The following is a 14,202-nucleotide window of genomic DNA, read 5'->3' on the forward strand; positions in this document are numbered from 1 at the left end:
TCATCCGTGGCCAGAAAGTCGCTTCGCCGTCAGACACCCAAGGTGGGAGCCGTATGCCCGAATTGGGCCCGTACGGATCTGTGCGGGGGGCGCGAGGTAACTCGCGTCCCTACCGCGAAAGTTAACGACGCGCGGTCGAAGTGAGGCTTTTGACCCGGACGGACAATCGGCAGGTCAGAAATTGGACGAATGTCGGCCAGAAAGCCGCCGCTTCTTTCGCCGACTATTTTTGAATGGTGGAGCAATATTGAACACTCCTCGGGAGCCGAACAGAGCCATGATCGAGTGGCGGTTGGCGATGCGAGTGGCATCGGCGGGGAGGCCAACATGAAAAATAGAAAGTTCGAAATGATGTCCGCGGACCAACTTTGGACGCTGCACGAGGAAGTGTGTGCGATCCTGTCAATGAAATTGGACGCTGAAAAGCAAAAGCTAGAAAATCGCTTGGCTCGTCTCGACGGACGCATCGAGCACGAACAAAAGGTGCGTCGAGCTTATCCGAAGGTTCATCCAAAATATCGCAATCCGGAGAGGCCCTTTGAAACTTGGTCTGGTCGAGGGAAGCAGCCGCACTGGGTCAGGGCACAACTAAGGTCAGGAAAAAAGGTCGACGAACTGCTGATTTCTCGGGCGCACTGAAGACGCCTGAGCCCCTGTTATACAAAGGTCCAGCGTCCGATCGCGAAGATTCCTCCAAAGGCTGATGCCTGCTCGTGGCACGAATGTATGGACCGGCTGCGTTTTGCAATAGAGGTTGCGCGTGGATAGCGGAAGTCGCTGATATGTATCCGGCCTGCTTGATCGGCTCGCGGGCCGTGGCCTTGATGGGAATACGCACGCATCTTTGGTCTCATTAACGGACAGGTTGACCAGCAACCATTAGTGCCACCAGACTCTGAATGCGCTCATTGATCCGTTCCATGCATTTACTCTGTCGCGAACATTGGCACCGGCGAGGCATTCGAGCGCGGGCGAGACTTCGGCGCATGGCTTGGTCTCGTCCCACGCCAGTACAGTACAGGTGGTCGATCCATCCTGGGTCGCATCTCCAAGCGCGGGAGCAAGTATCTCAGAACCTTGTTCATCCAGGCCGCAAACGTCATCGAGCGGCGTGGCCCGCTGCGACCTACGATCGCTACCACCTATTGGTCGCGGCACCGTGGCCCGCCTTTGCGCAAACGGCCTTCGTTTTTGTAATAGCGCTGAATTTTATCTTCGCGTTGCTCTACACGCTGCGGCCGGACGCGGTTCAATACCTGCTACCGGCGACGTGCGGCAAGTCGGCGCTCCGTGACATCCAGGACCGCACCGACACATTCCTCTTGGCCATTGTCATGGCGATTCACACGAGCGAAAAGTCTTATCCACTTTAACCGACCATCAGGCATTTGCAGCCGTATCTCGCAATCCTGATTGTCGACACTTCCCCGCACCCGCGCGTGAACATCGGCTAGGACGGGGATGTCGTCTGGATAAACACGCTCGGCTATCATCGCAAAAGTCGGATCGGTGTTGGGCTCAAACTCGAAGATGCGATGCAGTTGCTCAGAGAAAATCAACTCGGCCGTACCCAACTGCCACGAGAACGTTCCTGCCAAGCTGCTTCGCTGACTTTCGCTGAGGTAGAATTCGCTCCGCTTGAGCTGGGCTTCATTCCCGATCATCTGCGTCACCTGTCATTTAGCCAACCTATATCGCAACAATTCCGCCTTACGATACCGGTCCCCTCAACCCCACAATCTCCGCCCGCTGCCTCCTGGACCATTCAACGTTGGGAAGATGTTACTTATATCAATGTATGAGGGATTGGCGCTCACTAGATGAGTGAGTTCTGTGCAGTCATCCCTGTAAAAACGGCGCCGGTCCCACTGGGCAAACCCCGGACGCATGACGGGCTTATCGCTCGAAGGGCGCGCAGGTCCTTACTATCTTCAAGGACGTGAGCGTCGACATCACGTTCGCGTCGCCAAAGGGAAGCGGCCGCTGCTTGATCCCAAAATTCGAAAGGTTCTGTATCCTCGCTATCGCCTTCGGTATAAATTGCGCTCCCATGTGAATTGAACGCGCCTGCGGGTTTGCCTGAGAAACTTCTCCCCTAGTCACGAAAGGAGGCACGATGACCACAAGCTTTCAAGCCGATATTCGTCCGCTTTTTACTGAGCGAGACATCAAGGGGATGATGAAGGGGTTCAACCTGGCGAGCTATGATGAAGTCAAAGCTCACGCAGCCTCTATTTACGACCGCATTCGTGGAATTGGCGGCGCCGTCATGCCGCCGCCACCGCCAAGGGGCGAAGGCCCATGGCCGCAATCCCGCATTGATCTGTTCGCTAAATGGGTGGCCGACGGCTGTCCACCTTAAAGGCCCAGCAACGATGGCGGTTGTTGAAGGCAAACTTCGCGTTTGTCGCCCGATGGCACTATTGAGACATGCCGGACGACCAAGCGGATATCCGCTAGTCGGTGAAGACCAGAAATGAGCAGCTCGGGGTCAAGTGTCGCTAGTGATCTATCTGCGACATCGACTACTATTCGATGTTGCAATAGCGAAGCCCGATTTGACCCTATCAACGGACTTGTTCGAGCCGATAGAATGCCTTCTCAGAAGCCTAGGCGCGGGTATGGCAACTTTGCAGATCAAACGAGTTTATGAGCAGCGGTCGCCTACTGACGGGCGGCGCATTTTGGTAGACCGTGTTTGGCCCCGCGGGATTAGCAAAGAGAATCTAGGAGAGGTAACTTGGCTTAAGGACGTCGCGCCAAGCGCCGAATTGCGAAAATGGTTTGACCATCGTACCGAGCGTTGGAAGCAATTCCGTGCTCGTTACTTTGCAGAGCTCGACCGCAATCCAGCAGTAGAACAGCTGCGCAGCATTTGCCAGCTGGGGCCGGTTACGCTTCTCTATTCGGCTCGCGACGTTGAGCACAACCAAGCTCAAGTACTTTCAGAATATCTCGCGACACGGTGTCAAAAGGAACGGCCCCCGTCTGTGAGGGTACTCAGCAAACGGGGCCGCCCGACAGCTGCGGGACAAACCTGACGTGGCTTCGCCACTGTCTGGAATAGATGCGGACGAAGTTGCCTTTGGTTTTCCGGCCCGTATTGACCTCTATGATCACTTTTGCACACATTCTGCGGAACTAAATCGCCACTCCTGCGTGATGTCACGGCTGCTTTTGTGCGGCGGGACTAGGGGGGCATGGGTGAAAAATCTACCGCTTATTCTGGTCGTTGAAGACGATCAGCTTCTCGTAACCCTCCGGTGAGGATCGCCTTCCGAGCAGCAACTTTGCCTGCGATAGTTTGCTGATTGATTTGCAAGCAAATTTTGATCCGGGCATCCACGTCTTGTGCGCTGAAACAGAGGAAGGCGTGGATGGCCGGGTCAAGCCCGGCCATGACGGAGAAATACCAGCTAATTCCGCCATGCCCGTAGGCATCCGATGCCCGTTGTTAGTGCTTGATGTCGGTCTGATCAGGTGTTCTGCTTAAAAAAGCTGCTGGAGCACCCCTCTCGTGTCGATCTTCGTCGCACTTCACCACGTCACGCACTACAAATACGACCGCCCGATCGACCTCGGTCCACAGACCATCCGGCTGCGGCCGGCGCCCCATACGCGGGTTCCGATCCTGAGCTATTCGCTCAAGGTGACGCCCTCCAATCATTTCGTGAACTGGCAACAGGACCCGCAAGGCAACTGGCTTGCCCGCTTCGTATTCCCCGAGAAAGCCAATGAGCTGAAAATCGAGGTTGATTTCTCGGCGCAGATGACCGTGATCAATCCGTTCGATTTCTTTGTCGAGCCATCCGCCGACAGTTTTCCGTTCGAATATAACGCCGATCTCAAGACCGAACTGGCGCCATACCTCGCAACCACCGAGCCCGGTCCGCTGTTGGCCGCTTACGTCGCAGGCATCAGGCGGGAGGCGAGCAGTACCGTCAACTTCCTCGTCGATCTGAACGCCGAACTGCAGAAAAAGATTCGCTACATCATCAGGATGGAGCCGGGCGTTCAGACGCCTGAGGAAACGCTGGGATCAGGCGCAGGCTCCTGCCGCGACTCAGCGTGGCTATTGATCCGGATCTTGCGGCATCTCGGCTTCGCGGCGCGTTTTGTCTCCGGCTACCTGATCCAGTTGCGCCCGGATATCGACCCGGTCGAAGGACCACGCGAGGTCGAAAACGACTTCACGGATTTGCACGCCTGGGCCGAGGTCTACCTGCCGGGCGCGGGCTGGATCGGATTTGACGTCACCTCGGGCATGCTGACCGGCGAGGGGCACATTCCTGTCGCCGCCACGCCGCATTACCGGACGGCGGCGCCGATCAGCGGGGCGGCTGGATTCGCCAATGTCGAATTCGGCTTCGAGATGAGCGTCAAACGAATCCGTGAAGCGCCGCGGATCACCCGGCCGTTCTCGGATGAATCCTGGGCGCGCCTCGACAAGCTCGGCGAGCAGGTCGATGCCGATCTGGTGGCCGGCGACGTTCGCCTGACGATGGGCGGCGAGCCGACCTTCGTCTCGGTCGACGATATGGAATCTGCGGAATGGAATATCGCCGCGGTCGGTCCCACCAAGCGCCGCTTCGCCGATGAGCTTATTCGCAAGTTGCGGACGCGGTTTGCGCCGGGCGGCCTGCTGCATTACGGGCAGGGCAAATGGTATCCGGGCGAAAGCCTGCCGCGCTGGGCCTTTGGCCTATACTGGCGCAAGGACGGCGTGCCGATCTGGAAGAATTCCGACCTGATCGCGGATATCGAAGGACCGCACGAGGCTAACGTCGAGGAGGCCCAGCATTTCGCGGAAAAGACCGCCGAACGCCTGGGAGTTGATTCCGAATTCGTGATGCCCGCCTTTGAAGATCCCGGCCATTGGCTGCAAAAGGAAGCCGGCCTGCCGCCGAATGTTGATCCCAGCGATTCCAAACTGTCCGATCCCGAAGAGCGCGCGCGGATGGCGCGGGTGTTCGACAAAGGTTTGAACGAGCCGCGTGGGTTCGTGCTGCCGATTCAGCGCTGGAACGCGGATGCCGGCAAGTGGAAGAGCGAACGCTGGCAGCTGCGCCGGAATAACCTGTTTCTGACCCCGGGCGACTCGCCGCTGGGGCTTCGGCTGCCGATCGCCTCACTGCCGCATATTCCCGCCGACGAATATCCCTACATCGTCGAACAGGACCCGCTGGAGCCGCGGGAACAATTGCCGGTGTTTGATGGCGCGCCGGCGGAGAGCGCGCCGCATCAGCAGGTGCAGGAACAGCAGCTCAAGGGCGGTGGTGGCGTTCGTACCGCGATGTCGATCGAAATCCGCGACGGCGTGCTGTGTGCGTTCATGCCGCCGGTGGAGAAGATCGACGACTATCTGGAACTGATCGCGGCGGTGGAAGCGACCGCCGAGGACATGCATGTCAAGGTGCATGTCGAGGGCTATCCGCCGCCGTTCGACCCCCGCATCGAGGTGATCAAGGTGACGCCCGATCCCGGCGTCATCGAGGTCAACATCCAGCCGTCGACGAACTGGCGTTCGGCCGTCGATATCACCTTCGGTCTCTATGAAGACGCGGCAAAAATCAAACTCGGCGCCAATAAATTCCTGGTCGATGGCCGCCACACCGGAACCGGCGGCGGCAATCATGTGGTGATCGGCGGCGGCACGCCAAAGGATTCGCCGTTTCTGCGCCGGCCGGATCTGTTGAAGAGCCTGGTGTTGTACTGGCAGCGTCATCCCTCGCTGTCGTATTTCTTCTCCGGCATGTTCATCGGCCCGACCAGCCAGGCGCCGCGCATCGATGAGGCCCGGCATGACGGCCTCTATGAACTGGAGATCGCGCTCGCCCATGTGCCGCCGCCGGGAAAAGAGATTCCGCTGTGGCTTGTGGACCGCCTGTTCCGGCACATTCTGGTCGACCTGACCGGCAACACCCATCGCGCCGAAATCTGCATCGACAAGCTCTATTCGCCGGATAGCCCGACCGGGCGGCTTGGCCTCGTTGAATTTCGCGCGCTTGAGATGCCGCCCGATCCGCGGATGTCGCTCGCCCAGCAATTGCTGATCCGCGCGCTTATCGCCAAGTTATGGCGCGAGCCGCAGCAAGGGAAGTTCGTACGCTGGGGCACGACGCTTCACGACCGCTTCATGCTGCCGCACTTTTTGTGGGAAGATTTTCTCGATGTGCTCGCCGAACTCGGGCATTCCGGCTATGAGTTCTCGCCGGAATGGTACGCAGCCCAGCTCGAATTTCGCTTTCCGGTGTTTGGCCGGGTGCATCACGGCGGCGTCTCGCTCGAAGTCCGTCAGGCGCTCGAACCCTGGCATGTTCTTGGCGAGGAGGGGAGCGCTGGCGGCACCGTGCGTTACGTGGATTCCTCGGTCGAGCGGTTGCAGATCAAGGCCGAAGGCTTCGTTGAAGGCCGACATATCGTCACCTGCAATGGCCGGCGGATGCCGATGACGCCGACGGGGCGCTCGGGCGAGGCGGTCGCGGCCGTCCGCTTCAAGGCCTGGCAGCCGGCGTCCGGCCTGCACCCGACCATTCCCGTCCATGCGCCGCTGACGTTTGACTTGATCGACAGCTGGAACAACCGCTCGCTCGGCGGCTGCGTCTACCATGTCTCCCATCCCGGCGGGCGAACCTACGATACCAAGCCGGTCAATTCCTACGAGGCTGAGGCGCGCCGGCTCGCCCGGTTTCAGGATCATGGCCACACCCCCGGCACGATCGACCCGCCGCCGGAGGAGCGCACAATTGAATTCCCCCTGACTCTCGACTTGCGGACGCCACTCTTGCATTGAACACTGCAGTGTAAGGCGCGGAAGAGAGTCGAGGATTTCAAGGGATGGCCGACCAGGGAATCGGACAAGGAAACAAGGCCCGTCCCGGCAGCCGCCGCGTGGCGCAGTGGATGCGCGACTATGTGCCACTTCCAGGAATTCCCGATGAATATATCGCGGAAGGTGGCACGCCGCGTGCGGTCTGGAGCCGTTTTTTCGAAGCCATCGCCACCCTGACGCCAGCTGAGATCGAACGGCGCTTCGGCACCGCCGACCGGCATCTGCGGGAAGCCGGCGTCAGCTATCGCGCTCCCGGCGAGACCGCCGACCGGATGTGGCCGTTGAGCCATCTGCCCCTTCTGATCGATGAGGCCGAATGGCGGCAACTGACCGCAGGCATCGTGCAGCGCGCCCAACTGCTGGAGCTTGTGCTGAGCGATCTCTATGGCGAGGGCAAGCTGATCACTGAGGGCGCAATACCGGCGGCCGCGATTGCCGGCAGCCCCGAATATCTGCGCCCCGTGTGCGGGATCAAGCCGCCGGGCGGGCGATATCTCAGCCTCTATGCCGCCGACGTCGGCCGCGGACCCGACGGACGCTGGTGGGTATTGAGCGACCGGACGCAAGCGCCGTCCGGCGCCGGCTATGCGCTCGAAAATCGCCTGGTGCTGTCGCGCGCTTTCGCCAGCCTCTACAAGTCGATGAATGTCGAGCGCGTCGCGCCGTTCTTCGAGGCGTTCCGCGACTCCCTGCGCGCCGGCGCCGACCGGGACGAGCCGCGCATCGGGCTTCTGACGCCCGGCCAGTTCAACGAGACCTATTTCGAGCACGCAACGCTGGCGCGCTATCTCGGTTTCCTTCTGGTCGAGGGTGACGATCTCGCGGTCAGCGGCGATCGCATTCATATCCGCACCGTCGCGGGGTTGAAGCGGCTGGATGTGTTGTTGCGCCGGGTCGATTCCAATTTTCTCGATCCGCTCGAACTCGACGCGTCCTCGCAACTCGGTGTGCCCGGGCTGATCGACGTGCTCCGCAAGAACGGCGTCGTCGTCGCCAACATGCCGGGCTCCGGTGTGCTGGAGGCGCGCGCTCTTCTCGGCTTCCTGCCAAGTCTTTGCCGGCGCCTGCTCGGTGAAGATTTGAAGATGCCGCATATCGCGACCTGGTGGTGCGGACAGGCCTCCGCCCGCGAGGAAGTGCTGTCGCGGCTCGACGAGATCGCGATCGAAGGCGCCTATCGCCGGGATGTACCGGGCTTTCCGGGTCAAAGCCCGGTGCTGGCCGGAGGGTTGCCGGCGGCCGATCGCGAACGGCTGACGACGGCCATCAGCGATCGCGGCATCGACTTCGTCGGCCAGGAACTGGTGCGGCTATCGACCATGCCGGTATGGGATCAGGGGCGGATCGCACCGCGGCCGTTCGTGCTGAGGGTCTTTGCCGCAGCGACTGATCAGGGGTGGACGATCATGCCGGGCGGCTTCTGCCGGATCGCCGAGCAGCCTGACGCGCGAGCCGTATCGATGGGAGACGGCGCCCGCGCCGCCGACGTGTGGGTGGTTTCCGACCGGGCGGTGCCGGCGACGACGCTGTTGCCGGCCACCGATACGGTGCGCATCCGGCGCATCGCGGGGTGGGTGCCGAGCCGGGCCGCCGACAACCTGTTCTGGCTGGGCCGTTACCTCGAACGCGCCGAAGCGACGTTGCGGCTGATACGGGCGCTTGCAAGCTCGCCGCGCGATCCCGTCAGGGGATCGTCGACCGTGCTTCATACCGTGGAACGGATTCAGCGGCTTCTTCTAGCATGGGGCGCGACGTCGCAAACCGCGCGGTCGCAGCCTGGCAGAGTGGTTGCCGAAGCGCTGCAAAACGACGAGCGCTTCGGTTCGGCGTTGTCGCTGGTGCGCTCGGCCCAGCGCATGGCGACGTCGCTGCGCGAGCGCCTCTCGCCGGATGCCTGGCAGGTCATTATCGAAATGGCGGAGCGTTTGGCGCAGGAAGTCGAGGACGATGACGGCGTCATCAGGGCTGCCGAACTGTCGTTGCAGGAGCTGGCAAGCTTTGCAGGCCTCGCCCAGGAAAACATGAATCGCGCCGCGGGCTGGCGTTTCCTCGAAATGGGCCGCCGCGTCGAACGCGCGATCAACACGGTGCGGTTTGCGCGCCAATTTGCCTATGACGAGGCGACTGGCGAAGACCTCGACGCTCTGTTGACGCTGGTGGATTGTCAGATCACCTACCGCTCGCGCTATCTGGTCGGGCCGCTACTCGCGCCGGTGCGCGACCTCGTAGTTCTCGATCCCTACAATCCGCGATCGGTGGCGTTCCAGGTTTCGGCGCTGAACGACCACATCGCCAGCCTGCCGACGTTGAAGGAAGGCGGACTGATCGAACGGCCGCAACGTCTGGCCGTCGCGGCGCAGGCGGTCCTGACGACGGCCGAGGCCGCGAGCCTGTCGACCCAGGCATTGTTTGGCCTTGAACAAGACCTGCTCCACCTCGCCGATGCGATCGGACAGCACTATTTTCCGCACGGGCCGAATGCCTCGAGGCCCGAGAAACTGACGGGCCTTGCGTGATCTACGACATCCGTCACGTCACCTCATACAGTTACGAAAGTCCGGTCAGCTTCGCGCGGTGCTCGCTGCGGCTGCAACCGCGAAGCGGCGACGGACAGGAACTGATTTCTCACACCGTCGACATCAGGCCGCGTCCGGCGGACCGAACGGTCAGGCGAGACTTTTTCGGCACGCAAACCGAAAGTATCCTGATCGAGGCGGCGCACCGCAGTCTGCGGATCGATTCCCGATCGCGCGTATCCGTGTCGCGCAATGCGCCGGATCGCCGCGCACAAAGCCGCGCCTGGGAAAGCGTTCGCGATGTCGCCATCGAAGCCAAGAGTCTCGGTCCGGCTTCCCCGATCGGATATGTTTTCGCAAGCCCGCTGGTGCCGGTGCAGCGTCCGGTGACTGCCTATGCGTCGGCGAGCTTTGCGCCCGGCGGCGGCATCCTGGCCGGCGCGGTTGATCTGATGCACCGGATCAGGACCGATTTCAAATACGACCCGAAGGCGACCGTCATCTCGACACCGCTCAACGAAGTGTTCGAAAAACGCCACGGCGTCTGTCAGGACTTCGCCCATGTCATGATCGCGGGCCTGCGCGGTCTTGGCCTGCCGGCGGCCTATGTCAGCGGCTACTTGCGGACGATACCGCCGCCCGGGAAAGAGCGTCTGCAAGGCGCGGACGCCACGCACGCCTGGGTATCGCTGTGGTGCGGCGACGGGTTGGGTTGGATCGGTTTCGATCCGACCAACGATATCCTGGTCCAGAACGATCACATCGTTCTGGCCGTCGGTCGCGATTTCTCCGACGTATCGCCGGTCGACGGCATCATCGTGGGATCGCGGAAGCAGAAGCTCAACGTGGCCGTTGACGTGCTGCTGGTCGAATGACCGGTAAGTCGCTCGCGTGGCGTTGATCGCGCGGGCCGTCGTTTCTTAACGAGGCATTTACTATTTGTCGTATTTGGAAGCCGCGCGTAAGACCTGCTTAGCTCTCCCCCCGTAGATTTACCGGCAAACAGGCACCAGTAAAGTGCAAGGCGGGGGAAAGAATGCCGGATACGTCAAACGCCAACAAAGGCTCGTCTTCGATTGAGGGCGGTCTTTTCAACCAGATCGCTTTGTTCAGCGCCAGCGGACTTGCTATGTCGATGGCGTTCATCTTCGTGGGCGACCTTCGGATCCTGTATCCCTGGTTCTGAGACGATCGCCGTCTCGGGGACACCTCAATCCGTTCAAAAATGTTTTTTATCGGCCTTCGCGGATCGCGCGGGCGGGATCGCGTCTGGCTAGCTGGCGGTCGCATTTCGCGGCGCGGCGTCGCCTTCGGTGCGCAGGTCGCGGAAGAATTTTTCGACTTCACGCGACAGCCGTTCTGCCGTCGAGGCGAGTTCGCCCGACGTTGACAGCACGGACGAGGCACCCTTGTTGGTGTTCTCGATGGCTTCGCTGAGCGATCCGATATTGGCCACCAGCGTCGAGTTGCCGTCGGCGGCGAGCTGCGCATTTTGCGAGATCTCGCGTGTTGCCGCATCCTGCTGCCCGACCGCGCTCGCGATGTTGGACGTGACGTCGTTGATCTCGCGGACGGCAGTGCCGATTTCGCGCACCGCTTCGACCGCGTTTTTCGTCGAGGCCTGAATCAGGCTGATATTCTGGCCGATTTCGGAAGTCGCCTTGGCGGTTTGCCCGGCGAGCGCCTTGACTTCGTGGGCCACCACGGCAAAGCCGCGGCCAGCTTCGCCGGCGCGAGCGGCTTCAATCGTGGCGTTCAGCGCCAGAAGGTTGGTCTGTTCGGCAATCGCCTGAATGAGGGTGAGCACGCCGTCGATGCGTTGGGTCGCCGCGGCGAGGCTTTCGATTTCAGCAACCGATTTTTCGGTACGCTGGCCGGCCTGCTCGACCACCTCGGCCGATTGGCGCACCTGCCGGCCGATCTCCTCGATCGACGCGGAGAGTTGCTCGGCGGCGCCTGCCACCGCAAAAACGTTGCTGGAGGCCTGTTCGGTGGCGCGTGCCGCGGCGTTCGCGCGTCCGCTAGCGTCGGCGGCAACCCCCGAAATGGACTGCGCGGTATCGCGCATGGCGGAGGCATTGTCGTTCACCGCGCCCAGCACGCTTCCGATCGCGCCGCGGAAAGACTCCACCGAAGCTTCGATTTGCCGGGTCCGTTCTTCACGCGCTTTGGAATCCGAGAGCACTTGTGCATTGAGGTTGCGGTTTCGATCCATCGCTTCCTGAAAGATCCGGATCGCGCGGGCCAGTGCGCCGATTTCGTCTTGCCGATCGAGATGCGGAACCTCAATGCCCTCCGCACCGTCAGCGACCTGCTTGATAGTGGTGGTAATCACCGAAAGCGGGCGGGCCACCATTCGGGCAATGATGAAAATACCGGCGCCGACCAGAGCCAGCGCCAATCCGCCGAGGCAGGTCAAGAGAAGCGCGAGCTGACGGTTCAAAGTGGTGTCCAGAGCAATTCGCCTGCTGCGTTCCGCATAGACTTTCGAGAGCTCTCCAAGGTCGTTGTTGAGAGCGATGCGCACCTCGCGATTGGCATCGTTGTCGCCCCATTCCCGGCCCGCTTCGTGGCTGATTTCGACCGCACGGCGAACCAGTTCTTTTCGGAATTCGACGAATTGGTCGATCCGCTTTTTAAAGACGGCAAATTGCTGGGCGTCGTCTGCCTGGGTGATCGATTCCCAGTTCTTGACGACGCCAAGCAGCTGGTCGCTGAATTTGTGCAGACCATCGCCGTACTTCTTCATGACGGGCAGATCGCTCGACATGTATATCCCGCGCGATTCCATCACCATGGCATAGACCAGCGAATTGACGCGCTCGACATTGAGCGCAGCCTGGCTTGCGATTTCGATGGATTGGGTGAGTTCGGTGCCGCGACGGGTGTTGTAGTCGGACAATGCAGTAATGGCTGCCGTCAGAAGCGCAAACAGGGCGAATATCGAATAAAGTTTGAAGGCAAGCGAAAAGCTTGAGCCTTTGAGACTCGATGATGCAATCGTATTCATGAATATGGCATCCGTGGCCTCGCTCAGGAGGCTAATGTAACGGCCGTCATAACGACTATGTGTAATCTTCCTGTAGAAAATCTTAACCATTGCCGCTTGCGTGGGCGATTGGGGCGGGATTCGAGGCCATAGATGGTTCGCATCTCGGGGAGGTTGCGTAAAATATGCAAATTAAATCAATATTATAGTCGCGCAGCCGGCCAGTGGAGCGGCTTGTCATGCAACATAACGCGAGGCGCCGTGTCGCAGGCTGGCAAGTAAAATGCTACGCTGACGATAGGGTTGTTGGCGGGCGGCGCTGACCGGTCCGGAGCAAACATGGCCTATCGGCACGCGATCGGCAGTACCGCCTACGTTTTCAACGACCTTCGCGATCTCCTGGCCAAAGCGAGCCCTCCGCGCTCCGGCGATCGTCTTGCAGGTATCGCCGCCGAAAGCGCCGAACAGATGGTGGCTGCGCGGATCGCGCTCGCAGACCTACCACTCAAGCAGTTTCTGCACGAGACGGTCATTCCCTATGAAGCCGACGAGGTGACCCGCCTGATCGTCGATGGTCATGATCCCACAGCCTTTGCGGCGATCGCTTCGTTGACGGTCGGATCATTCCGCGACTGGCTGCTCTCCGGGAAGGCAAGCGGCGAGGTCCTCAAGACAATCTCGCGCGGGATCACGCCGGAAATGGCCGCGGCGGTTTCAAAGCTGATGCGCAACCAGGATCTGATACTGGTCGCCAAGAAATGCGAGGTCGTCACCGCTTTTCGCGACACGATCGGTTTGAACGGGCGAATGAGCGTGCGGCTGCAACCCAACCATCCCTTCGATGATGCAAAAGGCATTACCGCATCGATACTGGATGGCATCCTCCTCGGTGCCGGCGACGCCTGCATCGGCATCAACCCCGCCAGCGACGATCCCGCCATCATTGGCAGGCTGTCGCATCTGCTCGACGAGATCATCGGCCGGCTCCAAATTCCGACCCAGGCCTGCATATTGTCGCATGTCACCACGACGCTTCGATTGATCGCCGAGGGCGTGCCCATCGACCTGGTGTTTCAGTCGATCGCGGGCACGGAAGCGGCCAACCGCAGTTTCGGCGTCGATCTTGCGCTGTTGCGCGAAGCGCACGACGCCGGCCGCTCGCTTCGGCGCGGCACCGTCGGCAACAACGTAATGTATTTCGAAACCGGGCAGGGGTCGGCGCTATCAGCGAATGCCCATCACGGCGTCGATCAGCAGACCTGCGAAGCGCGCGCCTACGCCGTCGCGCGCGCTTTCGATCCGTTGCTGGTCAACAGCGTGGTCGGCTTTATCGGCCCGGAATACCTCTATGACGGCAAGCAGATCATTCGGGCCGGGCTGGAGGATCATTTCTGCGGAAAGCTGCTCGGCCTGCCGCTCGGCGTCGACGTCTGCTACACCAATCACGCCGAGGCCGACCAGGACGACATGGACAATCTGCTGACGCTGCTTGCGGCGGCCGGCGTGAACTTCATTATGGGTGTCCCGGGTGCCGATGACGTCATGCTGAACTATCAGTCGACGTCATTTCACGACGCGCTCTACGTCCGGGACCTTTTTGGACTGAAGCGGGCGCCCGAATTCGACGAGTGGCTGCTTCGCACAGGCATCGCCGACGCAAGCTTTCGTCTTGCCGCCAATGGCGAGCTATTGCCTGATTTTGCCCGGCGTTTGATCGCCTGAGGACCTGCAAGCCCCCCATCTGGCTGGGGCTTAGCAACTATATGGCCCGTGCGGGATTATGCCACTGCCACAATGCTGAAAAATTTGTGGCCCAGCTTGGGGGTTGCATGATTAACTTGTCAAAGTCGAAGGCGCAGAGGGAG

General features: G+C 60.7%; 10 protein-coding genes and 1 pseudogene. 9 read left to right on the forward strand and 2 right to left on the reverse strand.

The features are described 5' to 3' along the window. Positions 1–189: 189 nt before the first annotated feature. Together ABSE61_RS06765 and ABSE61_RS06770 are read left to right on the forward strand one after the other, a co-directional pair. On the forward strand, positions 190–639 hold the full coding sequence (locus ABSE61_RS06765; RefSeq protein ID WP_423870318.1) for an H-NS histone family protein: 450 nt from the start codon (positions 190–192) through the stop codon (positions 637–639). A 294-nt stretch (positions 640–933) separates the two neighbouring features. Continuing rightward, a pseudogene (locus ABSE61_RS06770) lies at positions 934–1,095 on the forward strand (transposase); the annotation flags it as partial. Positions 1,096–1,259: 164 nt separating this feature from the next. Here ABSE61_RS06770 and ABSE61_RS06775 read toward each other — a convergent pair. Beyond that, on the reverse strand, positions 1,260–1,664 hold the full coding sequence (locus ABSE61_RS06775; RefSeq protein ID WP_423870319.1) for a PAS domain-containing protein: 405 nt from the start codon (positions 1,662–1,664) through the stop codon (positions 1,260–1,262). A 452-nt stretch (positions 1,665–2,116) separates the two neighbouring features. Between ABSE61_RS06775 and ABSE61_RS06780 the strand changes: the two genes are divergently transcribed. From ABSE61_RS06780 to ABSE61_RS06805, 6 genes are all read left to right on the forward strand, one after another. Next, positions 2,117–2,362 (forward strand): hypothetical protein, encoded by a 246-nt coding sequence (locus tag ABSE61_RS06780; protein WP_423870320.1) that lies wholly within the window; start codon positions 2,117–2,119, stop codon positions 2,360–2,362. A 259-nt stretch (positions 2,363–2,621) separates the two neighbouring features. Then, positions 2,622–3,041 (forward strand): DUF488 domain-containing protein, encoded by a 420-nt coding sequence (locus tag ABSE61_RS06785; RefSeq protein ID WP_423870321.1) that lies wholly within the window; start codon positions 2,622–2,624, stop codon positions 3,039–3,041. Between the two features lie 476 nt (positions 3,042–3,517). Next, positions 3,518–6,793 carry a transglutaminase family protein gene (locus ABSE61_RS06790; RefSeq protein WP_423870322.1) on the forward strand — a complete coding sequence of 1,092 codons (3,276 nt, stop codon included), beginning with the start codon at positions 3,518–3,520 and terminating at the stop codon, positions 6,791–6,793. Between the two features lie 44 nt (positions 6,794–6,837). Further along, positions 6,838–9,348, forward strand: a complete 2,511-nt coding sequence (locus ABSE61_RS06795; RefSeq protein WP_423870323.1) for a circularly permuted type 2 ATP-grasp protein — start codon at positions 6,838–6,840, stop codon at positions 9,346–9,348. Continuing rightward, on the forward strand, positions 9,345–10,223 hold the full coding sequence (locus tag ABSE61_RS06800) for a transglutaminase family protein (protein WP_423870324.1): 879 nt from the start codon (positions 9,345–9,347) through the stop codon (positions 10,221–10,223). Before ABSE61_RS06795 ends, ABSE61_RS06800 begins: the two co-directional genes overlap by 4 nt. Before the next feature lie 161 nt (positions 10,224–10,384). After that, positions 10,385–10,534: a hypothetical protein gene (locus ABSE61_RS06805; protein WP_423870325.1), complete on the forward strand. Its 150-nt coding sequence runs from the start codon at positions 10,385–10,387 to the stop codon at positions 10,532–10,534. An 87-nt stretch (positions 10,535–10,621) separates the two neighbouring features. Here the strand turns inward: ABSE61_RS06805 and ABSE61_RS06810 are convergent, their stop codons facing one another. Then, a complete protein-coding gene (locus ABSE61_RS06810; RefSeq protein ID WP_423870326.1) occupies positions 10,622–12,358 on the reverse strand; it encodes a methyl-accepting chemotaxis protein in 1,737 nt (578 codons plus the stop codon). Between the two features lie 318 nt (positions 12,359–12,676). Here ABSE61_RS06810 and ABSE61_RS06815 point away from each other — a divergent pair, with 318 nt between their 5' ends. Next, a complete protein-coding gene (locus tag ABSE61_RS06815) occupies positions 12,677–14,059 on the forward strand; it encodes an ethanolamine ammonia-lyase subunit EutB (protein ID WP_423870327.1) in 1,383 nt (460 codons plus the stop codon). Positions 14,060–14,202: the final 143 nt, after the last annotated feature.

The organism is Bradyrhizobium sp. (genome assembly GCF_049519115.1).
Taxonomy (GTDB): domain Bacteria; phylum Pseudomonadota; class Alphaproteobacteria; order Rhizobiales; family Xanthobacteraceae; genus Bradyrhizobium.